The following is a 22,433-nucleotide window of genomic DNA, read 5'->3' on the forward strand; positions in this document are numbered from 1 at the left end:
GTCAATGGCTCCGGATGGCCCAGAACTGCATCTCCAGTTCCGGGAAGTCGCCGGCGACGTGGAAGCCGAAGCCGGATGTCTGTTGCGTCATGACCTGCCACGCCGGATGCGTGCGATCGAGTTCGAAGTAGATGAAACCGGCGTGATACGGCAGATAGCGCGGCGCCACGTGCAATTGCTTGAGCGGAATGCCCGGCAACTGCAGGCTGACCAGTTCACCGAGGCGCTCCATCGAGGTGACCTTGGCTTGCTGGACGAACAACTGGCGCAGGTCGTCCCCGGACATCCGGGCGCGCACGGCGAGCACGAATTCCGCGCTTTCGATCAGCGTGCGATCGTGCACCTCGGCGGTCAGCGTGCCGTAGCGTTGCTCAACGATCGGCAGCGACACCGCGCGGGGCTGGAGCACGGTGCTCAGGGTCCGCCGCAAGGTATCCATGAGCATGCGGAAGGACACGCGCGGATCGTCGTGCTGATAGGCCGGGTACTCCTGCGGCAGACGCCCCTCGTCGGTGAAGGTGACCAGTTCGCCGCAGGCCTGGATGAACGCCACGTAGAGATCCTCTGGATGCACATGCCGCTTGCGCGACAGGTAGCCGAACCAGGGCTGCAGGCGGTTGATGACCTGCAGCAGGTTGAAGTCGGTGATGTCGGCCACGCCCGACTGTCCGGCAGAGCCGATGCGCTGGGCGATGCTCTTGGCCCGCTCGCGCATCAGCCCGGCCACTTCGCCGACGAAGCGATGCAGCGGCGCGATGGCGTTCACGGACAAGCTGGTGGGATAGAACCCGTTGTCGTCCAGCACCAGGCTGCCGTCCGGGCGGCGGTCGAGAATGCGGCACATGGCGATGCCGGTGAAGGCGCTGCGGTCCTGCTGCTCCAGAGCGAACTGAAGGTTGGGAACCACGAGGTCCACCGGCTGGTGGTCGCCTTCGAGGCTGTGCGTGTCGCGCACGGCCTCCGTGCGCGACACGTAGCGCGCGTTCGCATAGGTGTCCGGCCAGCGGACTTCGAGGCCGCTGTCCTGCTTGAGCGGCAGCGTGAGGTAGACCGTCTGATTGGCCACGCTGGCGTCGGTGATGGCCAGGGGTTCCGGCGCGGGCTGCTCGCCGGGAATGTCGATGACGGTGCCGTCGGGCATCACGCCGCGCGCCCGCACGATGGCCACCTTGCCGAAGGCCAGGTACTCGTGATTGAGCTCCAGTTCGCTGAAACCGTAGAGATGGTCCCTGACGCTGTCCAGTCGCTGGTTGGCGTGGTACTCGGCGGCTCGGGCCTGCTGCTGGAAGTGCTGGGGCTGGACGAACAGTCCTTCGCCCCAGAGAACGGCGTTGCGTGAAGTCATGGCGTTACCTGGATTCGAGATGGGTTGGAAGCGGCCCGCAGGTTCGGAGCCGATGGCAACGGCCCCGCCGGCAGCGGCGGGACAGCCGTCGCCGCCGGCAGCTTCGACGCCAGCTGCTTGGTTGTTTTTTTGATCGGTGCTGACGGCACGGGGCAAGCGGCTGATGCAGGGGTGGCGGGTAGCGCAACAGGTAATGCGGCAGGTGGTACGGGCCGCCCCTCGCGCGTCAGGCTCACGCTCGTTTCGCTCAACTTGACCAGCAAGGAATACTTACGGCCCTTGGGCTCGATCGGCATTACCTGCTTCCAGGCCACCGCGTTCGCGTCGTGGAAGTCCGCAATGACGGCGACGAAGCGCGTGCCGTCGCGGATCTCGACGAAAGGCACCACCTTGAACTGTCCAGGCAACAACAGGTAGTCGTCGGCCGCCAGGTAGGTGCTGCCCAGGGTCTTCTTCAAGTCCTTGCGCAGTTGATCCGGGTCGGCATTGAGCAGCATGGAGTCGTCCTTGAGCTGCACGATCTTGAAGGCGATCGGGGTTCCAGGTGCCTTGGCCGGTCTCGACCGGGCGGTCGACGGCGCAAAGCTATGACGGCGGCCATTGGCGTCGTACTGACCCAGCTCCAGGCCCTGCTGGCCGACCGCCCCCGTGTTCGGTAACGGAGGCACACTCGGTAGCGGAGGCACGAGCACCTGCTCGCTCGACTGCCCCGCTTTCTGGCGCGCGGATGAAGCGCCGACGCCGGCCGCAGGCCTCGCGACAAAGGCGGAAGCATCGGCGCCGGTGCGCAGCTGCTCGAGCAGCAGTTGCAGGTTTTCGAGAAGCTCCGGCTTGTTGGCGCTGACGAAGCGCACGGCATAGGGGCCGTCTTCCGCGTCCTGCTCGTCGGCAACGTTGAACCCGGGGACCTGATGCTGCCCATTGGGATTGACGTCGTGGTCGGCATACAGGCTCAGGCCGATCTGGGTCGGCTGGTCATCGTCCACACCCACCTGGACGGACGGGTCCATCAGAACCTGCCCCGTCTTCTTGAAAACATTGCCGATGGTGCTACAGCCCGTGAGCAGCAGCAGTGGCATCAGCGCGCAGACGAGCCGCCTCATTGCGGCTCCTGACGCAGGGCTCGGTCGTAGGCCTGCTCGAAGACTTCCCAGAACAGTTTCTCGAAACCTTGCTGGCGGGAGGACGCCAGCTCGTTGTAGTAGTGGGTGTACATCTGCCAGTTCCAGTCCGCTGCCTCGGCGTGCTGGACCTGGGCTGGCCGATAACGCCGGAAGCGCTGCTGCAGTTGCTCCGGCGAGAAGGCGCGCAACAGGGCCTGGAGGCTGGCCTCGATGGCCTCGATCAGCGCGGTCTGATGCCGTTGAACCTGGGCGAGGCTTTCCTCCACGGCGGCGGACGGCGACAGGTGCACGACGCTGCGCTCGCTGGAGAACAACGCGCGCACGGTCTCCGGGTAGCCCAGCCCCAGGCGCAAGGGGTTGTCCTCGATGGGCTGGAGCGTGCGGGCCAGCGGCGCCAGATTGCGCTGCTTGCCGTCCCGGGTATGCTGCAAGGCAGTGATGCCGTGAATGACCGCGCTCAACGTCCTGCCAATCTCCTGCAAGAGCGCGTGTCCCATCTGCGGATCGACCACGCCGACCGAGGCCCCCAGCCCTTCCACCAGGGGCTGGATCAGGGCATTGGCGTCGCCGGTCGAGACGGCACGCGAGTAGGACTGCGACATCGTGGATTCTCCAGATAAGGACTTCGGTGAGCCGGACACGGCTTCGAATCGGGTACGGGCGTGGTTGGCCTGGGTCTGGCTGGGACTGAGGCCGTAGTTCGTCGGGTCCAGCGGGGCAACGCCGAGCACCGGCTCGTGCCGCTGTTGCTCGGCATCCAGGGCGGCCAGCGGATCGCGTTCCTCTGCGGGCCGGCGCTCCCTTGCAAGATCATCGAAGGCCCTGAAATCGGGCTGGCGCGGCCTCGCATCCAGCGGTCTGTCGGTCTCGGCCGCGGGTTGCAGGCCAGCGCCCGGCTCGTTGAGCAACTCGCCGACCGAACGCTGCAGCAGCGGCTGGCCGCTGGTCGGATGCGCTTCGGATGTCTGCAGATGGACGGTGACCTGATAGGCGCCGATATGCAGCATGTCGCCGTCACGCAGACGCGCGGCCGCGCCGCGCCGCAACGGCGTCTCGGCGTCGTTGACGCGGGTGGCGCCACTCTGGTCGCGCACGCAGTAGCTGTTGTCGATCCAGGTGATCTCGCAGTGAATCGCCTGTACCTGGCCTTGGCCGTCATCGAGCAGCCAGTCGGCGCCACGGCTGCCGATGGTGCCGCCGGCATGGCCGAAGCTGTGCCGCGCAGTACTGCCGGCGCGCAAGGCGTGGGTATTGGCAACGAGGAGTTCGAGGCGCTGCGTGTCTGCCGACGCCTGGCTTGTGGAGAGAATCGGCGTGTTCATAGTCGCACCTTGATACGCACGGGGGTTCGAGTGGCGTCGTCACCGTTCACGAAAGTTGTCCAGCCAAGATGCGAGCCGCGCTCCCGGCTCAGGTTGAAGGACTCGACTTCCGCCGGGCGAAGCCGCAGCTCGAGATCGAAGGCCATCGGGTCGCGCAGCAGGAACTCCATGAGCTTGCGCAGCCGTGCGAAGTCCTCGCCGCTGGGCAGGAAGTGGCGAAAGCGCTCCTGGTCGAGATCGGAGATGACGACGGTGAATTTGTTGTGGCAGATGCGTACCCGCTTGCCGATCACGAAGCTGTCGCCGACCTCGCCATTGCGCTTGCCCAGCGACAGGCGCTGCCCTGACGGGATGTCGACGTAACGAATCTCGAATTCGCGCACCTGAACGGATTTCAGGCCGAAGCAATCGGCCACGATGCCCGCGACCATCGACGCGGAGCGGCTGCGGTTGATGATGGAGCCCGCGAAACTGAGCAGGCGGCTCCAGGGCAACGGCGTCGCACCGCGCAAGTCGCCGTCGCCCAGGCCAACGAGGGCAAATACATAGCGGGAGAAGCCATCGCTGGCTTCGCTGCGGAAGCGAATGTGGTAGCGATACTTGCGCCATGCCCGATGCAGCAGGGTGAGCAGGCGGTGGTGAAAGAAGTCGAGGAAGGCCGGGCGAATGCCGATGCCCTGCCCGTACTCATAGGCCAGGCGGTCCAGGTAATAGCCCGGCAGCGGCGAGTCCGTACCGTGCAGCCCGAAGAAGTTGACCTGCACCTGGTAGTCGCTGGCAGAGCTGTCGGGCATACGCGCGGCGAAGCTGATGTCCGACGCCGGAAACGCCAGTCCCGCCGAGCTGCTCAGGCGGATGCGCCAATGGGCATCCCCGAGCGGATCGCTCGCTTCCAGGTCGTCGTCGTGCAGCGCATGCAACTGCTCCAGCAAGCGGAAGAAATCGTACGCCTTCGCGCTGGCGAGCACCGCATCGGCGACGGCTAGATCAGGGGTTGCTTGCCGATCCGCAATGGCCATTGGTAGTGCTCGTTGTTACTGGTATTGATGACTTCCAGCACGTGGAAGGAATTGATGCTGGCGTAAAGCGCCAGGAAGTGGCTCAGCACGCTGCCGAACAGATAGAGGTCCCCTTCGCAAAGAAAGGCATCCTGATCCAGGTGCAGCACCGTCTTCAAGCCACGGATGGGCAGCCCCTTCATGAGCCAGTCCATCGGCTTGGTCTCGGCCTCGCCGATGCCTGCCAGGCGCTTGCTGCTGGCCCGCGCGTGCTGGATGTCATGCAGCGCGGCGAAGTCGTAGGCGCGCAGAACCGCCTTGAGTGGCTCGGCCGAGAGCAGCGACAGATAGTTCAGCGACAGGTTGGAGATCAGGCTCCACTGGAGGTCGCCGTCCAGCACCGGGCGATAGGATGGCGTCGGACGGGTGATGTTGCGGCAGCGGCTGTAGGATGGCGCCCTCTCCGATCCTTCGCAGATATCGCCCACGTCCAGCGTGAGCGGAAGGTCGCGATTGGTGCAGGTGAGCGACAGCGAAACTGTTTCGGTCTGGTCGACATACTCGCTCTCGTCGGCGCGCACGAAAGAGACAGCATGGTCGAGGCCGCTGCCATCAAGCGCGTTGCCGATGTGGGTTCGATAGTAGATCGCGGTACGACCTTCGGCATGCTCGACTTCGTGCGCCATCGTCTCGAACGGACGGAAGGTACGCAGCCCGTCGCCACGTCGTCCATCCGCGCGGCGGCGCAGCCCCTTGACTTCGTCGATGCTGAAGATTTCGTAGCCTTGCGGCCGCTGCCCCGAGGGATAGACCGGCTGTTGCGCGACCTTGCCGTCGATCCTGAGCGGTTCCGCGTCGTGGGTGAACAGATTGACCGCCGGGGTGCAGTACAGGGCAAGGTCGCCATCGCGCAAGCGGATGCCCGGCGGCATCGGCCGGCTGAAGTGGAATTCGATCCGCACCGTCTCCTGGCTGGCGGACGGCCAGAACGGCGCCAGGCCGCTCAACCTGAAGCAATGGAAACGCTGGGGAAAAACAAAGTACTCCTGCAATATCCGGTAGCCGTCGAAGGCATTTTTCGGATACGGCAGCAGGGCTTCGTCCTGCTCGAAACCAGGAAACTCCACCTGTCGCCTGGGCAGCGAGAATGCATTGCCGTCGAGGTCCACCCTGACCTTGTCGAGGTACTGGGCCAACCAGAGATAGAGCGTCTGCGCCGTGGTGTCATCGCCGCTGAGCTGAAAATCGAGCCGGTCGCAGTCCATGAGGCTGGGCGGGTTGTCAGTCAGGAACGACAGCTCGACCGTCAGGATCGACTTTTCTCGCGAGTGGGCATCGCTCACCCGGGTCATCTTGAGTGGCAGCAGGTGAACGTCCGCGCAGGTGCGAAAGCGGCACTGGACGCCATCGACCGGGCGCGATAAAACGAGGGTTCCCTTGGGCACGGTTTGTCGCTGCGTGATGGCGGTCTCGACCGGCTCAAAGCAGATGATGGTCGAGCTCGGTAGCGGCCGAAGGTAGTTCGGCCACAGCAGTTGCAGCATCGAGTGAGTCAGCTCGGGCAGATCGTCTTCGATCTTGAGCCGCAGCTTGGCAGTCAGAAAGCCGAAACCCTCGAGCAGCCGCTCGACATCTGGGTCGCTGCTCTCCCCACCCAGAAAACGGGAAAGTTGCGGATTGTCACGGGAAAACTCGCCGCCGAAGCGACGTAAGTAGTCGAGCTCCTCTCGGAACTTGCGGCGTAATGTCATGGCAATGACTTTTCATTGCGGACCGCGCGGTGGGTCAGGCGAACCGCGCGGCCCTGTTGTGATGCTGAAGTACCAGGTCGAGCTCGATGCTTTCGTGTGCGTTGCGCACCGGCACCAGGCAGTGCAACCGGAAATGCAGATCCATCGGGCGCTCAGCATCCATGAGCGGTTGCACGCGGGTCAACTTGACCCGCGGCTCGAACTCGTTGACCACGGCCTGGATGTGCTCGCTCAAACGGTGCCGCAGGTCGGCACTGCCGACCGCGACGTCGTTGAAATCCGGCAGCCCCAATTCAGGACTGCTGGACGAGCAGCCCTGCCGTGCATTGAGCACCCACTCGAGATGCCGCTTGATGGCCTGGATGCGTTCGGCGGCCAGATCCTGGCTCGTTCGCAAACGTCGCGGCGCGAGCTCGGGATCGAGCCGCTCGAACAGACTTCCCTGTCCGAGCGTTCTCGGCATGGTCTAGGCTCTCATCATTCCTTGTCGAGCCTGCCGACCAGGGACAGTTCGAAGTTGGCGCCCATGTACTTGAAGTGCGGACGCACCGCGAGCGACACCTGATACCAGCCCGGATCGCCGGCCACGTCCTGCACGATCACGCGGGCGGCCCGCAGCGGGCGGCGGCTGCGCACGTCGGACGAGGGGCTCTCCTGATCGGCGATGTATTGCTTGAGCCAGTTGTTCAGCTCGCGCTCAAGATCCTGGCGCTCTTTCCAGCTACCGATCTGCTCACGCTGCAGCACCTTCAGGTAATGCGCCAGCCGGTTGACGATAAACATGTACGGCAGTTGCGTGCCGAGCTTGTAGTTCGTCTGCGCGGCCTGCCCCTCCTCGGTCTTCGGGAAAATCTTGGGCTTTTGCACCGAGTTGGCGGAGAAGAACGCAGCGTTGTCGCTGTCCTTGCGCATGGTCAGCGGGATAAAGCCGGCTTCGGCGAGTTCGAACTCGCGGCGGTCCGACACCAGGATTTCCGTGGGAATCTTGGCCTGCAGCTGGCCGAGGGATTCGTACAGGTGGACCGGCAGATCGTCCACCGCGCCGCCGGACAGCGGGCCGATGATGTTCGGACACCAGCGGTATTTGGCGAAGCTGTCGGTGATGCGGTTGGCGAGCAGGAACGAGGTGTTGCCCCACAGGTAGTTGGCGTGGTCACCACCGATGCCTTCGCGATAGACAAAGTTGCGCGTCGGGTTGTCCAGCGGGTCGTAGGGCTGGCGCAGCAGGAAGCGCGGCATGGTCAGGCCCAGGTAGCGCGCATCTTCGGACTCGCGCAGGCTACGCCATTTGGCAAAACGGGGGCCTTCGAAGATGTCGCCGATCTCCTTCAGGTTGGGCAGTTCCTGGAAGCTTTCCACGTTCAGGAACTCGGGACCGGCGGCAGCCAGGAACGGCGCGTGGGCCATTGCGCCGACCGCCGCCACGTAGCCCAGCAGCTTGATGTCCGGCGCCGACGGGCCGAAGGTGTAGCTGCTGACCATGCAGCCCACCGGCTCGCCGCCGAACTGGCCGTAGCCCGCCGTGTAGGCATGCTTGTAGAGGCCGCTGCGGGTGATGTCGCCGGCCCCCTCGAAGTCTTCCAGCAGTTCGGCCTTGCCGACAGGCATGTAGCCGATCCGAATGTTCTCGCGGGTATCGGTGTTGTCGACCAGGAGTTTGAGCTGGCGCCAGTGGGACTCCAGGTTCTGGAACGACGGGTCGTGGAGAATCTCGTCCATCTGGGCGCTGAGCTGCTCGTCGAGCCGGGCAATCATGCCGTCCACCAGTTGCTTGCTGATGGGCTGCTCGCGATCGTCCGTCTTGAGCATTTCGGCAATGAACGCAGCAACGCCGCGTTCGGCGATGGCATAGCCCTCGTGATTGGGCTCGATGCGCGTCTGCGCCATGATCTGTTCGAGCAGGCCCTGGGATTGGGCCGCCTCAGCCTGGGCAACAGCGCTTTCGGTTTTCATGTTCGTGTCCTTGAAGCCGCGGAGATATTGAAAGATGTGATGTGCCGCAGGAGGCGCGTCAGTCGGACGAGCCGCCGAGCGCCTGGCTCAGCTCTTGCGCGAGCTTGCTGCGCGCCGCCTCGTCTCCGAGCAGGGCCTGCAGCTGCCTGCGGAACGCAGGCACGTTGCCCATGGGCCCCTTGAGGGCGACCAGCGCCTCGCGCAGTTCCAGGAGCTTGCGCAACTCGGGCACCTGCCTGGCGACGGCATCGGGACTGAAATCCTTGATGTGCTTGAACTGGAGGTCGACGGTCAGTGTGTCGTCGGCATTGGCATTGCCGAGGCGCAGGGGAACGGCAGACTTCAACGCCACGCCCGCCTCGCTGAGCACATCGTTGAAGTTGTCCTTGTCCACACGCACCACCGGCCGGTCTTCGAGAGCGGTCTCTTCTTCGCTCCCCTTGAAATCGCCAATCACCAGCATATTCAAAGGCAGTTCGATCTCCGCCTGCTGATTACCAGTCGCCGGAACATATTTGATATTGATTCGTTCCTTCGGGGCTACCGATGCCGTGCTCTTCGCCATAAATACTCCTTATCCTTATCTCTTGAGGATGCTGGAAATTCGCTCTCAGCCGTAAACCGCAGCATGACCAAACTGGCTCGAAATCTGCATGGGGAATCACCCCCAAATATTCCATGCCCCTCAGAAACCATGGCTCTCAGAAGCGCTTACCAGACATATTCAGACATACGCGGCCCGCCTGAATAATTGATCCCACACCATTGCACCGTCAATAAGACGTGTACGAAATTTCACCCGAAATAATCTCGAAATTTCGCCCGATAGCGAGTCAGGGTAAAACGTGACATTTGGCAATAGTCCCCGTGCGCAAAATCACAAATACCTCATTTACTAATCGGCGATATTGTGTTTTCTTAATGGGCTAACTATTCCCTGCACCGCCGATATATCTGCGTGCAATGCCCCGTTTCCAACCATCATTGATGGGCTGTGCTTCATGATCCGAATTGAACTGTCGGCCGTCTTCGACCGCTTGAATCCTCCCTCTCGACAAGCCCTGGAAGAGGCCGCGAGCCTCTGCATCAGCCAGCAAGGCGCCGAAGTCACGGTGCCGCATGTGCTGCTCAAGCTGGTGGACCTGCCGTTGGGAGATGTCCGGCTGCTATTGCGTCAAGCCGGGCTGGATCTGGACGCAGTGCGTCAGGCGCTATCGGCCAACTTCCCGAACCAGGAAATTGTCGGGGGGCAATACCCGGCGTTCTCGCCATTGCTGGTCGAGCTGTTGCAGGAGGCTTGGCTGCTGGGTTCGCTGGAATGGCACCAGGACGCCATCCGCGGCGGCAGCCTCCTCCTGGCCGCGCTGCTCAACCCCGGCCGCTATCTGCCGCTGTCCGCCGTGCGTCTGTTCGATGGCGTCAACCGGGAAGCCTGGCGCAAGGACTTCCTGTCGTTGGTCGCGAACTCGGCGGAAACGCCGCAGGGGCCGCAGCCCGTCCCGTCGCCCTCCATCGCAGCGACCGACTCGGCGCTGGCCAGGTACGGCCATGACTTCACAGCCCAGGCGCGTGACGGACGGCTGGACCCGGTGCTGTGCCGCGATGGGGAAATCGATCTGATGATCGACATCCTGTCGCGCCGCCGCAAGAACAACCCGATCGTCGTGGGCGAGGCCGGTGTCGGCAAGAGCGCGGTCATCGAGGGCCTGGCGCTGCGCATCGTCCAGGGGCACGTACCCGAGCCGCTGCGCTCCGTGACGCTGTGGGGATTGGACCTGGGTGCACTACAGGCCGGCGCGTCGGTCAAGGGTGAGTTCGAGAAACGGCTGAAAGCGGTCATCGACGAAGTGAAGACCGCCGCCACGCCGATCATCCTGTTCATCGACGAAGCGCACACGTTGATCGGCGCGGGCAATGCGGCAGGCGGCAGCGACGGCGCCAACCTGCTCAAACCGGCGCTGGCCCGGGGAGAACTCCGCACGATCGCAGCCACCACCTGGTCGGAATACAAGAAGTTCTTCGAAAAGGATGCGGCACTCAGCCGGCGCTTCCAGCTGGTCAAGCTGGATGAGCCGAGCCCCGAAACGGCAGTCCACATCCTGCGAGGGTTGCGAGACACCTACGAGCGCGCTCATGGGGTCTACATCTCCGACGACGCCTTGCAAGCCGCTGCCGGGCTTTCGGCACGCTACTTGTCGGGCCGGCAGTTGCCCGACAAGGCCATCGACGTGCTTGACACGGCTTGCGCGCGGGTAGCGACGGCACTGGCCGAGTCGCCCAGGCGATTGCGGGCGCTGGAGCATGAACTGCTGCAGATCGACGCGGAGGCGGCGCTGCTGCAACGGGATCAGCGTGCCGGCCTGTACGCTGACGCGCGAAGGCTCGATGCGCTTGAGAGCGCGCGCAGCGGGGTCCAGCAGAAAATGGATGCGCTGCACACAGCCTGGTCAGGCCAGAAGCCGCTGGTCGACGAAATCCAGGCACTGCGGTCGTCGCTGGCAAGCGCCGACATCCCCGACGCTGGCGAACGCTCCAAACAACTGTCGGCCAAGGTGGTGGAACTGGCGGCGCTGCAACGCCAGGGCGCGCTGCTGCATGCGGAGGTAGGCCGTGAGCAGATCGCGCAGGTCATCGCCGACTGGACCGGCATTCCGGCGACAACCATCAGCAGCGACCAGATGGCGCGCCTCGGGAACTTGCCGGGAATGCTGCGGGAACGGGTCAAGGGGCAGGACGCCGCCATCGAGCACATTCACCGGCATCTGCTGACCGCGGTGGCGGATCTGCGGCGGCCCGGAACGCCCCTCGGTGCCTTCCTGCTCGTCGGCCCCAGCGGCGTGGGCAAGACGGAAACCGCTCTGGCTCTGGCCGATTCGCTGTTCGGCGGTAAACAGTTCCTGACGACAATCAACATGTCCGAGTTTCAGGAAAAGCACACCGTGTCGCGCCTGCTCGGCGCGCCGCCGGGATACGTTGGCTATGGCGAAGGCGGCGTGCTGACCGAGGCGATCCGCAAACAGCCCTACTCGGTGGTCCTGCTCGATGAGGTCGAAAAGGCGCACCCGGACGTGCTGAACATCTTCTATCAGGCCTTCGACAAAGGTGAGCTGGCCGATGGCGAAGGTCGACTGATCGATTGCAAGAATGTGCTGTTCTTCCTGACCTCGAACCTGGGATTCGACCAGCAAGAAAATGATTTGACCGACCAGGACGAGGCCGCCCTTCGGGAACGCTTGCTGCAATTCTTCAAGCCGGCACTGCTGGCGAGAATGCAGGTCGTGCCCTATCGCTATCTGGATGATCGCGTGCTCGGGGACATCGTGGAAAGCCGCCTGCAACGGCTGATGAAACAGTTCGCCCAACGCTATGACGCCACCTTGTCCGTGTCCTCGAGCGCCAGCGACGAACTGCGCAAGCGCTGCACCCGCCATCAAAACGGTGCACGCATGCTGGATGCGAGCATCGACGGCGAGTTGTTGCCGCCGCTGTCCTTGTCGGTCCTGCAGCGATTGGCCGAGGGCACGGCCTTCCGGCGTGCCGATCTGTCATGGAGCGGCAGCGCTTTCGAGGCCGTCGTGGAATGACGATGCCGCGGCAACTGGATCCGATCGAGGTCGCGCGCATCGCGCGCGACATGACCTGGGCGACGCATCCCGACGGGTTGGCGACAGTGATCCTGCGAGCAGCCGTGGATAGCGGCGCGTTGCGTTTGGGGATGTGCTATCGCCTGGATCAGACGAGTGACTGCTTGCGACCGCTTTCCTGCGTGCCGGAAAAAGCGTCTGCTCTGCCGGAGCTGGATATGGGCGAGTTGGACAATCCGCTGGTCTATGGACTGGTCAGCGGTCATCCCTGCACGGTCGAGCACATCGCAGGCATGGTCGGCGTGGGTAGCACCTTCGAGCGGCTGCGCGAGCGCTTCATGCCTGGGGACGGTGCCTGGATTCTGCCATTGCGCGACGCCAATCAGCATGCCTTCGCTGTGCTGGCGCTGCTGGGCAACCCCTCGGCGCTGCACGCATTGCGCGAGTCTGCGCTGTGGCAGGCGCTGCTGCAAATCCATGAACGCCTGTTCTCCGGACTCGAGCAGAATCTGGGCGATGCGGAGCGGGCCCGTTCAACCGACGTCGTGCGCGCGCAGGCGCATACCCGCACACGCGAGCGAGCAGCCAGGCTATTGGCGGCGGAGTTCGTCGGCGTGAGTCCGGCGGTCCGCGAACTGCGCAGCGACATGCTGAGCATGACGGATTCGAACCTGGCCATTCTGATCACCGGCGAAACAGGCGCGGGCAAAGATCACGCGGCCTGGCTGATTCACCAGGCGGGCAGCCGCCAAGGCAAGTTCGTGCCGGTGAACTGCGCAGCGATCCCCAAGGATCTGATCGAGGCCGAGCTGTTCGGCAACGAGCGAGGCGCCTTCACCGGTGCCAGCCAGGCACGCGCGGGGCTCGTGGCGGAGGCCGACGGCGGCACGCTGTTCCTCGATGAGATCGGCGACATGCCGCTGGAATTGCAGGGCCGGCTACTGCGCGTGCTGAACGAGAAAAAGTACCGTCCGGTGGGCGCGACGCAGGAGCGCCATTCCAACTTCCGCTTGATATGCGCCACCCACCAGCCGCTGCCTCAACGCATCGCCGAGGGGAGCTTTCGGGAAGACCTGTACTTTCGCATCCGACAGCAATGCCTGCACGTGCCTGCGCTGCGCGAGCGGCCGGAGGATATTCCCGTTCTGGCCGAGCACGTGCTGCTGCAATACAACCGTGAGCGGCAGGCGCACATCCTGGGTATCAGCGCCGAAGCACTGCGCATGCTGCAGATGCATCCGCTGCCCGGCAATGTCCGGGAACTGCGCAACCTCGTCCTGGTGGCCGCCGAGCGCACCGGGCTCGGCCAGGACATCACGCCGCAGGCACTGCGAGAGCTGCGCGCCCCTGCCCCACGAACTGCCGCCCTCCCCACCACGTCGACGATGCCGCTGCACGATCTCTGGGAGACCAACGACCTGCCCGGTGCGCTGGCGGCTTTCGAATGCCACCTGATAAGCGAACGCCTGCGTCAGGCCAACGGTTCGCGCGCGCTCGCGGCGCAAAGCCTGGGCATCCCCAAACGCACGCTGGCACGGAGATGCCAGCGCTGGAATATTTTTCAGGAGGACTCCGAACCATGAGATCACTGAGCATGGCGCTGGTTTGCGCAGCACTCGTGACCGGATGTGACGCCAGCAAACAGAATGCCGCCACCGGCCCGTCCGCAGCGGCCCCCACCGCCACGAAAACCTGTACCGCCATCGTGTCCGCAGTAGAACGGCTGGCCTGCTTCGACGCGCTTGCGGGAACGCCGCCCGCACCGGCCGCGACGCCTCCAGCCACGCAACGTGACGATGCATCGACCAGCGACCAGAAACCGGCGACACGGCCAACGATCGTCGAGCTGGTCCGCCGCAATGAGGCGGAACGTGGCGTGGGCGAGACGGAATTCCGGCTTTCGCGCACGGAGGAAGCGATACCGGGCCGTTGGAGCGTGGTGATGTCCGCGCCGGCGTTGGGCGACGCTGCCGCGCCGCCGATCCTCGCGATCAGTTGCCTGTCGAATATCTCGCGTTTGCAATTGCTGGCAAAACAGCCGATCGCGCCCAACCGAATGAATATCCGGCTGCTGCTGGACGGGCACCCCATCTCCGCCTCGGTGCCGTGGCAGGTACTCGAAGACGGCACGGTCGTGGACGCGGGACGGGGCCTGGTCGCCATCGAGCAACTGCGATACCTGGTCAAGGCGGGCGGCCGCTTGCAGGTAGAAAGCGACTATGCGCCGTTCTCCGGGCAGCTGTTCGACGCAGGCAATCTGCATGACTTGATGAAGCAACAGCGTGAGGCCTGTCACTGGTGATCAACCTGCCTCCCCTTGATCTGGACGCATTGCTCGGCCAGTTGGATGCCAAACAGCCGGCCGGCGTGTTCGATGAGGAAGACGAAACGTATCAGGGCATCGAGCATGAAATGGTCAAGCTCGGCAGCCTGCAGGAAGCCCATATCGACTGGTCTTACGTCGATGAAGCCTCGCGTCAGTACCTGAGCACCCAGTGCAAGCACTTCCGCGTGGCCGGCCATCTGGTCACGGCCCGCCTTCGCCCCCGCACCTGGCCCCACTGGACCGAAGCGACGCTGGTGCTGGCCGGCATGGTGGAGCGCTACTGGGAAAACGGCCAGCCAAAGCCCGGGCCGCGTGGCCTGCTGGCCAAACGCAAGCTGGTCACCTTGCTGGTGGAGCGTCTGAGTCAGGCGCTGGAAGCGCTGGATCAGAAGACCTATAACCCCGGGCTGCAGGATCAGGCGCAACGGGCCTTCGACCGATTGCAGGCAGAAGCGGTCGCGGCACAGCTGGATGTATCGATGCTGTCCCGGCTGGAAGCGCAGATGCACCGGCATGTCGAGAGCACCCTGTTCCCGGAGCCGGTGGTGCTCACGCCGAGCGACAGTCAGCAAGGTGGGCGCGCGCTCAGCAACGCATTCTTCCAGCCGAGCGAGGTGCCGAAGTCCGGCGATGAACGCGAGGGACGCCGGACGTTGTTGACGATGGCGGAATTCATCAACGAGCAGGACATCTACGACCCCGCCGGCTACCAGTTGCGACGTTTCGCGCTGTGGGCGCACCTGCGGACCACACCGCCGGCGAAGCGCGACCAGCTCACCGAATTGATGTGCGTACCGGTCGATACCGAAGAGGGCTATCGCGAGGCGATCTCGACCAATTCGGTCAGCCCGGTGTTGTTGCGGCGCGTGGAAAAGAGCGTGACCAGCTCGCCCTACTGGTTGCGCGGCAGCTTCTTTGCCGCGGTCATGGCTGCCCGCCTGGAAATGCCGGCCGTGGCGGAAGCCATCCGTCACGCGGCCGAACGCTTCCTGCTGCGCATTCCCGGCTTGAGCGACCTGCGCTTCGCCGACGGCCGCCCCTTCGCCGACAGCGACACCTTGGGTTGGATCGGCAGCGCCGAAGCGCGGCCTGCCAATGCCGGTGCACCGCAGGAGTTCGTGGATCTGCGCGAGGAGCTGGCAAGCCGGTTGGACACCGAGGGCGTTGAGCCGGTGCTGCGCCGACTGCAGGCGCATCAGGCCTCGTCAGGCGGCCCGCGTCATCGTTGCCACGCAACCGTGATTGCGGCGGACCTGCTGAAGTCACGAGGTTTGGATTGGCTGGCCGAAGAACTCTATGCCAATGCCAGTCGGTTGATGAAGGGCGTCACGGTGGATCAATGGGAACCTGAACTGTTCCAACACCTCGCCAAACATGTCCCGGCGCATCAGGAAAACGAACATGGACGAAGCCAGCCGCAAGGAGAGAGAAAATGAAATACTGGTCGTTGCTCAAACGGTATGCCGCCCCCCTACTGCGTTGGGTCAAGGACGGCATGCCACTGCTGCTGGTACTGGGGCTGCTATTCCTGTTGATAGCCATCTGGTGGCTGGGGCCGCAGTGGGCCTGGCGTGATCGGCATCCTCTGGCGAGCCTGAGCGCCCGGGTCGGGCTGACCCTTGCCCTGCTGATGGTTCCCGTGGTGACCTGGGCCCTGGTACTGCGGGCCAGGAACCGCCGGCTGGAGGCCGAGCGTCAGCAAGCGAGTGCCGTGAAGGAAGACCCCGTGCTTGTCCATATCCGCGCCCAGGAGAAGTCCCTGGACGCCAACCTGACGGTGTTGCGCTCCTACCTGCGAGGCCGTCAGGGCCTGTACCAATTGCCGTGGTATCTCGTGCTCGGGCAAGAGGACGCCGGCAAGACCAGCTTCATCAACCGCAGCGGCCAGAACTTCTCGCTCACGGGCGAGATCAAGGCTGGCGGTCATGGCACGTTCGTCGACCCCGACCTGATCTACCGGACCGATTGGTGGATGGGCGACCAGGCTGTGCTGATCGACCCGCCTGGAGAATTGATCAGCCAGTTTCCCACCGGAGAGCATTCGGACAGCGCGCCCCAGGCCGCATCGACGGCCGATACTGAAGCAGCGCCGGCACCCGAGCAGCTTGGGGAGCCGCCCGAGACCCGGGCCCGCCTCTGGCAGCATCTGATCGACTGGTTGGGCAAGAACCGCTCGCGGCGGCCGCTCAATGGTGTGGTGCTGATCGTCGATCTGCCCTCGCTGCTGAGCCAGAACGCCAGCGAGCGCAAGGCACTGGCCGTCCTCCTGCGCACGCGCCTGGCGGAACTGAGCCGGCATCTCGGAACGCGTCCGCCACTGTACGTTATCCTCAGCAAGTTCGACCTGCTGGAGGGTTTCGAGCAGTTCTTCGCCAGACTGCCGAAGGCAGAGCGTGAGGATATCTTCGGGTTCACCTTCACGCTGGATTCCGCGCGGCAGTATGACGCCTGGCAGACGGAGCTCAGCCAGCGCTACACCGATTTCATCGATGGCCTGAACAATCAGGTCTTCGATGTGTTGAACGATGCGAAGTCGCTGCCGATACGCGAAGCGTTGTTCTCCTTTGTCGGGCAGATAGCAGGCATGCGCACCGTGCTGTTCAATTTCCTCGACGACGTGCTGGGCAGCGATCGCTACGGCACCCCCGCGTTGCCGCGAGGCGTCTATTTCTCGTCAGTTCACCAACAGGGGTTGTTGCACAACGCTTTCGTCGACAATGCCTCGCAGACCTATGGCGTACGAACGCTGGTGCCCATGGCACAGCCGGCGGGACGCTCCATGGTGTACTTTGCCCAGCAGGTGTTCCAGCGGGTCATCTATCCGGAAGCCGGCCTGGCCGGCGACAACCTGAAGGTGCTGGCCGACAAGAAACGGAATCTCGCCGTGGGCTTCGGCGTCGCGACGCTGGGCAGCGCGGTCGTGATCGGCGGCTGGTATCACTACTACACCGTGAACCGCGCACAGGTGGCGAGCGTGCTGGAGAAAAGCCGCACGTTCGCCAGCAACGCGATCGACGGCGGACAGGACCCGACCGGGCGCAATCTGCTGCGGCCGCTAGACCAGCTCCGTGATGCGGTGGCCGTCTATGGCGACTACCGGGAAGCGTGGCCGCTCGTATCCGGCATGGGTCTGTACCAGGGGCGCAAAATCGGCCCGAAGGTGGACGAAGCCTATCTGCGACTGCTCTCGACGCGCTTTCTGCCGCAGTTGGCCGGCGGAGTGATGACACAGTTGAACGCTGCAGCGGACGGCTCGGATGCGCAACTCAGCGCCCTTCGGGTGTATCGCATGATCGAGGACCGCCCCAACCGCCGCGCCCCCTTCGTGGAAGACTGGATGAGAAAGGAGTGGCAGGCGGCCTTTCCTGGCGAGGCGCCAGTGCAACGCGCGTTGTCGGGCCATCTCGATTACGCACTGAAGTATGCCAATGTTGCACTTCCGCAGTATGCCGTCAGGGTGTCCGAGGTTCAGCGGCAATTGCGGCAGATTCCCTTGCCGCAGCGCATCTACATGACGATGCGCAGCCAGGCGGGCGACGTCCTGCGGACGCCGCTGGATCTGCGCAATGAGATCGGTCCGACCTATGACGTCGTCTACCAATCCACAACCGCGGCAGCCGAGAGGGGCGAAAACCAGGGCACGCGCATCGACGCGCTGCTGACCGCCAAGGGCTATCGGAACTACTTCGAGCCGCACAATCAGGATGTCGCCACGCTGGCCGTCATTGACCAATGGGTGCTGGGCGAACGGCGGAATGTCGACTATTCGGAAGCGGACAAGCAGGCGCTCGTCGCGCGTGTGCGCTCACTGTACAGCCGTGACTACATCGAGAATTGGCGCCGCGGGTTAAACCAACTCGAGGTCGTCAATTTCGACGATATCGGCACCGCAGCCAACGTGCTCGGCGCCATGAACAGCCCGGCGGCACCCCTGCGCAGGCTTCTGGAAACCGTGCGCGACAACACCGATCTGACGTCCAAGGCGGCGTCGGACGCGGCGCGGACCGAAAGCATTGCCACCACGGCAAAGAGCGGCCCCGACGGCGAAGCCCAGGATATCGCCAAGATTGCTCAGGCATTCACACCGCTGACAGCGTTGCTTGAAGCCAAGGGCGAGAAGCCATCCTATCTGGACGAGACCATGCAGGCCATCGGCAGCGTCCAGGATATGTTGGTGAAGGTACAGGACAGCCCGGACCGGGGGAAGGCGGCGCTGACGGTGATGCTGGATCGCTTTGCGCTGCGCGGCACTGATCCGCTGGGCAATCTGCATCGGGTGGCTACCGGTCTGCCAGAGCCCCTCAACCGCCAGGTGAAAAAGCTGGCCGACGAGTCCTCCGACGTGCTGCTGATCGAGGCGCTGCGCGAGCTCGAAAAGCGCTGGAATACCGAGGTCTTCAGCTTCTACAGTCAGCGCCTGGCCAACTACTATCCGTTCAATCCGAACAGCCGCACCGATGCCTCCGTCGAGGACTTCACCGCCTTCTTCGGGCCGCAAGGCAAGTTGCAGGACTTCAGGGACAAGTACCTGAAGCTGTTCCTGGAGGACAACCTGGAAGCGCTCTATTCGGAGCGTCGAGGGGGCTACCTGATGCGGGCCGATGTATCCAAGCAGCTGGAAGCCGCCGACCGGATCCGCGATGCCTTCTTCAACAGCCGTGGTTCGATGGCCGTGCATTTCACGATCGAGCCGCTTGGCCTGGTACCCACGCGCCGGAGCAGCGTGCTGAATCTACAAGGACAACTCATCACCTATAGCCACGGGCCCAGCGAGACCGTCGGCGTCATCTGGCCCAACACGCTTGGCGGTAGCCCAGAAAGCCGCATGACGCTGGTCAATGGCGATGGCAACAGCAGCAGCCTGGTCTACAAGGGCTCGTGGTCACTCTTCCGCCTGCTGAGCCAGGCACGGCTCAATGGCGCAACGGCTACCACCGTCGACCTCAGCTTTACGGCCAGCGATGGCGGCATGCGTTACCGGATCACCGCGGACAAGAGCAACAACCCGTTCACCCAGCGCCTGTTCCATGGCTTCGCGCTGCCAGGCACGTTGCTGCAATGACAGCCGGGTCATTCCTGACTCGGCCTGGTCAAGAATGACCCAGATTTTTCCTCTTTGATTTCAATAGCTTGCCAGCTGACGAGTCAACCTTGACCTACCTGCAAGGAGTCGCTGGCTTGCTTAGCCGTCTCGAAGCGAGCCGGCACAAGCCAAATAGAAACATAAGCCATTGATTTATATATTTATTTTATAAAACGCGGCAAGATGGCACAGCGATTGCGATGTAGGTGTTGCTATCACTGATGGCGCATCGGGCCATGGGGGCCCGCCATAACAAAACGGAGTAAAACAATGCCTACACCCGCCTATATCAGCATCCAGGGCAAGACACAAGGCAACATCACCAAAGGTGCCTTCACCGCCGATTCCGTCGGCAACGTCTACCAGGAAGGCCACGAAGACCAGATCTTGGTTCAGGAAATCGAGCACCTGATCGCTACCCCGACCGACCCGCAGAGCGGGCAACCCTCGGGCCAGCGGGTGCACAAGCCGTTCATCTTCACCTCGCCGTTGAACAAGGCCACGCCGCTGCTGTACCAGGCTCTGGCCTCCGGTGAAATGCTCCCCGAAGTGGAAGTGAAGTGGTACCGCACCTCCACCGAAGGCAAGCAAGAGCACTTCTTCACCACCAAGCTCGAAGACGCCACCATCGTCAACATCAACACCGTGCTGCCGCACGCGCAGGACCCGGACAAGGCTGCGTACACGCAACTGGTCAAGGTGGCCATGGCTTACCGCAAGATCACCTGGACTCACCCCATCGCCGGCACCGAGGCATCGGACGACTGGCGCAAACCGCAAGAAGGCTAAATCTGGCTAAAGGCAAGGCTGGCGCGCGCCAGCCTTGCCTGGTGTACGGACGGGCTACCCATCCGACGCCGCGAGTAACTTGTCGAGAGTGGGTATGAAAAGCACTTGCCTGTGCGGCGCGATCGACGTGACCAACCAGAACCACCACGAAGTTGGTTTGTGTCACTGCTTCACGTGCCGACGCTGGGCGGGCGCATATTCTCGGTTCTCTGCGGCTCGAACTTGCAGTTCATGGACGATGCGCCCACCATCTACCGATCGTCTGATTGGGCGAAACACGGGTTTTTCCGCAAGTGCGGCATGCACCTGTTCTACCACCTGCTGCCGGCCAATGAGTATGGGCTGTCGGTCGGCATCTTCCAGGACGACCCGTTCCCGCTCGCCACGGAAAGTCAGCGCATGGAACATCGAGGGCAAGCGCCTGAAGCGGGCCGGGCGTGGCGTGTTCACGCCGTTCAACGCGGTGACTCGCGGCCACCGATAAGCGTGCTTCTGCTCACCGCCGCATGGAGCATCGGCGGGACCCGAACGGGCGTGTACTTCCTGCTCTGCGCGCTTTGGCGCAAAGCGCTGCTGAAAATCGTCAACTACATGGAGCACTACGGTATCGTTCGCGATCCAGGCACGCCGGTCCAGCCGCGCCATTCAAGGAATACCAATCGGCGCATCAGTTCGTGATCGATGTTCAACCTGACGCGCCATTCGTATCATCTTGTTCAGGGCGAAGTGCCCTATCAGGACCTCAAGCCGTTTGCCGATGAGCCGATGATGATCGGCTGCTACCTGACGACGATCGTCGTCGCGCTGATTCCGCCGCTTTGGCACCGGCTGATGACTCCCAAGGGACTTGCATGGGACCGCATCCATGCGACGGAACCGGAACGACGCCTCGCGGCCGACGCCAATGCGCGCAGCGGTATGACGGAGTTCGTGGCCGCGACGTGATTCAAGCTTCGCGCGGGCACGACCATCACGGCGCAGCGGACATTGCCAGCACCGTTGTCGGTCCGGGCCAAGCTCACATGCGTTCCCTCGCGGAATCACTTCATGCAACGGAAGAGAACACGCTTACGCCCCTGACTCCGAGAGGCCGGACTTTGAAATGCGTATTCATCGGCATCGCGGGGAACGAGATTTTTCCCTGCGCTCCAACGTGAGCGAAATTTCCAGGAGATCACTTGCGAGTACTTGTGCCTGTTTCGCTTGCTCCGCGTGGCGCTTGAGGTCTTCCAACGGCGAACCCAACTGATCCTCCGTTCCACCCATGAAAATCAGAACCGCAGCGTTGGCGTGGGCGCGGGCACGCGCGGCGTGGAACTGCGCTTTCCGGACACGTGAGCCGATCAGGTCTATGTGAGCGCGAGTGCTCGGAAAATGCGCGGTCGGCAGCCTCGAGTGCCGAACTTCGAGACTTTCGAGTTCGGAGACACTCGCTTCCGCTCTGACGGCAGAAATGGTAGCGGCGAGGACCACATCGGCCCCGCTCGGATCCTCGACAAGAACGCTCGACGATTGAGGGCCGATTGGCTTGCGATTCGCCGCGGGAATGCAACTCGAAACCCGAGCACGAATGCGTCCCGACGCAACGCGAATTCGGTCGAGCAACAAGGATATGGACATGGCAGGGCATACGCCTATGCATGAGCCGGACCGGCACTCAGCGGCCAACGACCGTATTCGGGATGATGCGTGACGACGGACGATGGCATGGCAAGTCAACTCATTGCATCGGCTGCCGATGATGCCGCCGGCTCCGCGATCCGATTCGACCGGTGGATCAGGAACTGTTCCCTTGCTCGGCCAGCGATCCACCGAGGCTCTCGTCCCCGCCCGCTCCATAAGGCACCAGACTCCGGATCACGATACTTTACCGTGGCCGGGCCGCGACGCTTTCCGCGACGCAGCTTGAGCTTGCGTTCAGAGAACAGGTCCTCCGGCATCAGGTCGAATTCCTCGATCAATTTTTGTATTTCCTTGACCGCACTCGCCAATTCCTGAGTGCGAGCAAGCTCAGCCTGCTTTTGAAGTTCCTGAATCTGCTCTTTCAAATCACGGTAGCTTTGCATATCGTATTCTCGAAGAGAAGAGAGCCAGGCACTCGCCTTGGTTCTCGGATGTTGCGATCATTAAATATAGGTATGCGAATTATATGAATCAG

Annotated in this window: 17 protein-coding genes; 8 read left to right on the top strand and 9 right to left on the bottom strand. The window is 63.2% G+C overall.

The window, feature by feature from the left end; translation table 11 throughout:
* Window position 1: 1 nt before the first annotated feature.
* From tssK to tssB, 8 genes are read right to left on the bottom strand one after another with little or no spacing between them, the layout of a single operon-like run.
* Complete coding sequence (tssK, locus tag FOZ70_RS21680) at window positions 2-1,345, bottom strand: type VI secretion system baseplate subunit TssK (protein ID WP_219706679.1); 1,344 nt, start codon at window positions 1,343-1,345, stop codon at window positions 2-4.
* On the bottom strand, window positions 1,342-2,448 hold the full coding sequence (tssJ, locus tag FOZ70_RS21685) for a type VI secretion system lipoprotein TssJ (RefSeq protein ID WP_219706680.1): 1,107 nt from the start codon (window positions 2,446-2,448) through the stop codon (window positions 1,342-1,344). Before tssJ ends, tssK begins: the two co-directional genes overlap by 4 nt.
* Window positions 2,445-3,791: a type VI secretion system-associated FHA domain protein TagH gene (gene tagH, locus FOZ70_RS21690; protein WP_219706681.1), complete on the bottom strand. Its 1,347-nt coding sequence runs from the start codon at window positions 3,789-3,791 to the stop codon at window positions 2,445-2,447. The genes tssJ and tagH overlap by 4 nt, the downstream gene beginning before the upstream one ends.
* Entirely contained in the window at window positions 3,788-4,810 is a 1,023-nt protein-coding gene (gene tssG, locus FOZ70_RS21695; protein ID WP_219706682.1) for a type VI secretion system baseplate subunit TssG, read from the bottom strand. The genes tagH and tssG overlap by 4 nt, the downstream gene beginning before the upstream one ends.
* The gene (gene tssF, locus FOZ70_RS21700) at window positions 4,774-6,540 is read right to left on the bottom strand and encodes a type VI secretion system baseplate subunit TssF (RefSeq protein WP_219706683.1); all 1,767 of its coding nucleotides are present in this window, start codon (window positions 6,538-6,540) and stop codon (window positions 4,774-4,776) included. Before tssF ends, tssG begins: the two co-directional genes overlap by 37 nt.
* 34 nt (window positions 6,541-6,574) lie before the next feature.
* Window positions 6,575-7,003: a type VI secretion system baseplate subunit TssE gene (tssE, locus tag FOZ70_RS21705; RefSeq protein WP_219706684.1), complete on the bottom strand. Its 429-nt coding sequence runs from the start codon at window positions 7,001-7,003 to the stop codon at window positions 6,575-6,577.
* 14 nt (window positions 7,004-7,017) lie between these two features.
* Window positions 7,018-8,493, bottom strand: a complete 1,476-nt coding sequence (tssC, locus tag FOZ70_RS21710; RefSeq protein ID WP_111998364.1) for a type VI secretion system contractile sheath large subunit — start codon at window positions 8,491-8,493, stop codon at window positions 7,018-7,020.
* 58 nt (window positions 8,494-8,551) lie between these two features.
* Window positions 8,552-9,058 (bottom strand): type VI secretion system contractile sheath small subunit, encoded by a 507-nt coding sequence (gene tssB, locus FOZ70_RS21715; protein WP_219706685.1) that lies wholly within the window; start codon window positions 9,056-9,058, stop codon window positions 8,552-8,554.
* A gap of 436 nt (window positions 9,059-9,494) precedes the next feature.
* Between tssB and tssH the strand changes: the two genes are divergently transcribed.
* The 8 genes from tssH (at window position 9,495) to FOZ70_RS21755 (ending at window position 21,220) form a co-directional block, all read left to right on the top strand.
* Window positions 9,495-12,077, top strand: coding sequence for a type VI secretion system ATPase TssH (tssH, locus tag FOZ70_RS21720; protein WP_219706686.1), 2,583 nt, complete (start codon window positions 9,495-9,497; stop codon window positions 12,075-12,077).
* A 2-nt stretch (window positions 12,078-12,079) separates the two neighbouring features.
* Window positions 12,080-13,660: a sigma 54-interacting transcriptional regulator gene (locus FOZ70_RS21725; protein ID WP_219706687.1), complete on the top strand. Its 1,581-nt coding sequence runs from the start codon at window positions 12,080-12,082 to the stop codon at window positions 13,658-13,660.
* On the top strand, window positions 13,657-14,379 hold the full coding sequence (locus FOZ70_RS21730) for a type VI secretion system-associated protein TagO (protein WP_208450951.1): 723 nt from the start codon (window positions 13,657-13,659) through the stop codon (window positions 14,377-14,379). Before FOZ70_RS21725 ends, FOZ70_RS21730 begins: the two co-directional genes overlap by 4 nt.
* The gene (gene tssA, locus FOZ70_RS21735) at window positions 14,376-15,839 is read left to right on the top strand and encodes a type VI secretion system protein TssA (protein ID WP_219706688.1); all 1,464 of its coding nucleotides are present in this window, start codon (window positions 14,376-14,378) and stop codon (window positions 15,837-15,839) included. Before FOZ70_RS21730 ends, tssA begins: the two co-directional genes overlap by 4 nt.
* The gene (gene tssM, locus FOZ70_RS21740; protein ID WP_219706689.1) at window positions 15,836-19,465 is read left to right on the top strand and encodes a type VI secretion system membrane subunit TssM; all 3,630 of its coding nucleotides are present in this window, start codon (window positions 15,836-15,838) and stop codon (window positions 19,463-19,465) included. Before tssA ends, tssM begins: the two co-directional genes overlap by 4 nt.
* A gap of 291 nt (window positions 19,466-19,756) precedes the next feature.
* Window positions 19,757-20,275 (top strand): Hcp family type VI secretion system effector, encoded by a 519-nt coding sequence (locus tag FOZ70_RS21745; RefSeq protein ID WP_060175116.1) that lies wholly within the window; start codon window positions 19,757-19,759, stop codon window positions 20,273-20,275.
* Window positions 20,276-20,434: 159 nt separating this feature from the next.
* A complete protein-coding gene (locus FOZ70_RS21750) occupies window positions 20,435-20,953 on the top strand; it encodes a hypothetical protein (protein WP_175904326.1) in 519 nt (172 codons plus the stop codon).
* Between the two features lie 3 nt (window positions 20,954-20,956).
* Window positions 20,957-21,220, top strand: coding sequence for a hypothetical protein (locus FOZ70_RS21755; protein WP_219706690.1), 264 nt, complete (start codon window positions 20,957-20,959; stop codon window positions 21,218-21,220).
* A 770-nt stretch (window positions 21,221-21,990) separates the two neighbouring features.
* Here FOZ70_RS21755 and FOZ70_RS21760 read toward each other — a convergent pair.
* Window positions 21,991-22,341 carry an H-NS histone family protein gene (locus tag FOZ70_RS21760; protein WP_060233414.1) on the bottom strand — a complete coding sequence of 117 codons (351 nt, stop codon included), beginning with the start codon at window positions 22,339-22,341 and terminating at the stop codon, window positions 21,991-21,993.
* Between the last annotated feature and the right edge of the window lie 92 nt (window positions 22,342-22,433).

Origin of the sequence: Burkholderia sp. COPS (assembly GCF_019425585.1) — a bacterium.
GTDB lineage: Bacteria > Pseudomonadota > Gammaproteobacteria > Burkholderiales > Burkholderiaceae > Burkholderia > Burkholderia cepacia.

What these genes read in the sequence shown, in the direction of transcription:
- tagH (WP_219706681.1), bottom strand. Translation starts at nt 3,791, where the DNA reads ATGAACACGCCGATTCTCTCCACAAGCCAGGCGTCGGCAGACACGCAG.
- tssJ (WP_219706680.1), bottom strand. Translation starts at nt 2,448, where the DNA reads ATGAGGCGGCTCGTCTGCGCGCTGATGCCACTGCTGCTGCTCACGGGC.
- tssF (WP_219706683.1), bottom strand. Translation starts at nt 6,540, where the DNA reads ATGACATTACGCCGCAAGTTCCGAGAGGAGCTCGACTACTTACGTCGC.
- FOZ70_RS21725 (WP_219706687.1), top strand. Translation starts at nt 12,080, where the DNA reads ATGCCGCGGCAACTGGATCCGATCGAGGTCGCGCGCATCGCGCGCGAC.
- FOZ70_RS21760 (WP_060233414.1), bottom strand. Translation starts at nt 22,341, where the DNA reads ATGCAAAGCTACCGTGATTTGAAAGAGCAGATTCAGGAACTTCAAAAG.
- FOZ70_RS21745 (WP_060175116.1), top strand. Translation starts at nt 19,757, where the DNA reads ATGCCTACACCCGCCTATATCAGCATCCAGGGCAAGACACAAGGCAAC.
- tssB (WP_219706685.1), bottom strand. Translation starts at nt 9,058, where the DNA reads ATGGCGAAGAGCACGGCATCGGTAGCCCCGAAGGAACGAATCAATATC.
- FOZ70_RS21755 (WP_219706690.1), top strand. Translation starts at nt 20,957, where the DNA reads ATGTTCAACCTGACGCGCCATTCGTATCATCTTGTTCAGGGCGAAGTG.
- FOZ70_RS21730 (WP_208450951.1), top strand. Translation starts at nt 13,657, where the DNA reads ATGAGATCACTGAGCATGGCGCTGGTTTGCGCAGCACTCGTGACCGGA.
- tssG (WP_219706682.1), bottom strand. Translation starts at nt 4,810, where the DNA reads ATGGCCATTGCGGATCGGCAAGCAACCCCTGATCTAGCCGTCGCCGAT.
- tssC (WP_111998364.1), bottom strand. Translation starts at nt 8,493, where the DNA reads ATGAAAACCGAAAGCGCTGTTGCCCAGGCTGAGGCGGCCCAATCCCAG.
- tssH (WP_219706686.1), top strand. Translation starts at nt 9,495, where the DNA reads ATGATCCGAATTGAACTGTCGGCCGTCTTCGACCGCTTGAATCCTCCC.
- tssE (WP_219706684.1), bottom strand. Translation starts at nt 7,003, where the DNA reads ATGCCGAGAACGCTCGGACAGGGAAGTCTGTTCGAGCGGCTCGATCCC.
- tssM (WP_219706689.1), top strand. Translation starts at nt 15,836, where the DNA reads ATGAAATACTGGTCGTTGCTCAAACGGTATGCCGCCCCCCTACTGCGT.
- tssK (WP_219706679.1), bottom strand. Translation starts at nt 1,345, where the DNA reads ATGACTTCACGCAACGCCGTTCTCTGGGGCGAAGGACTGTTCGTCCAG.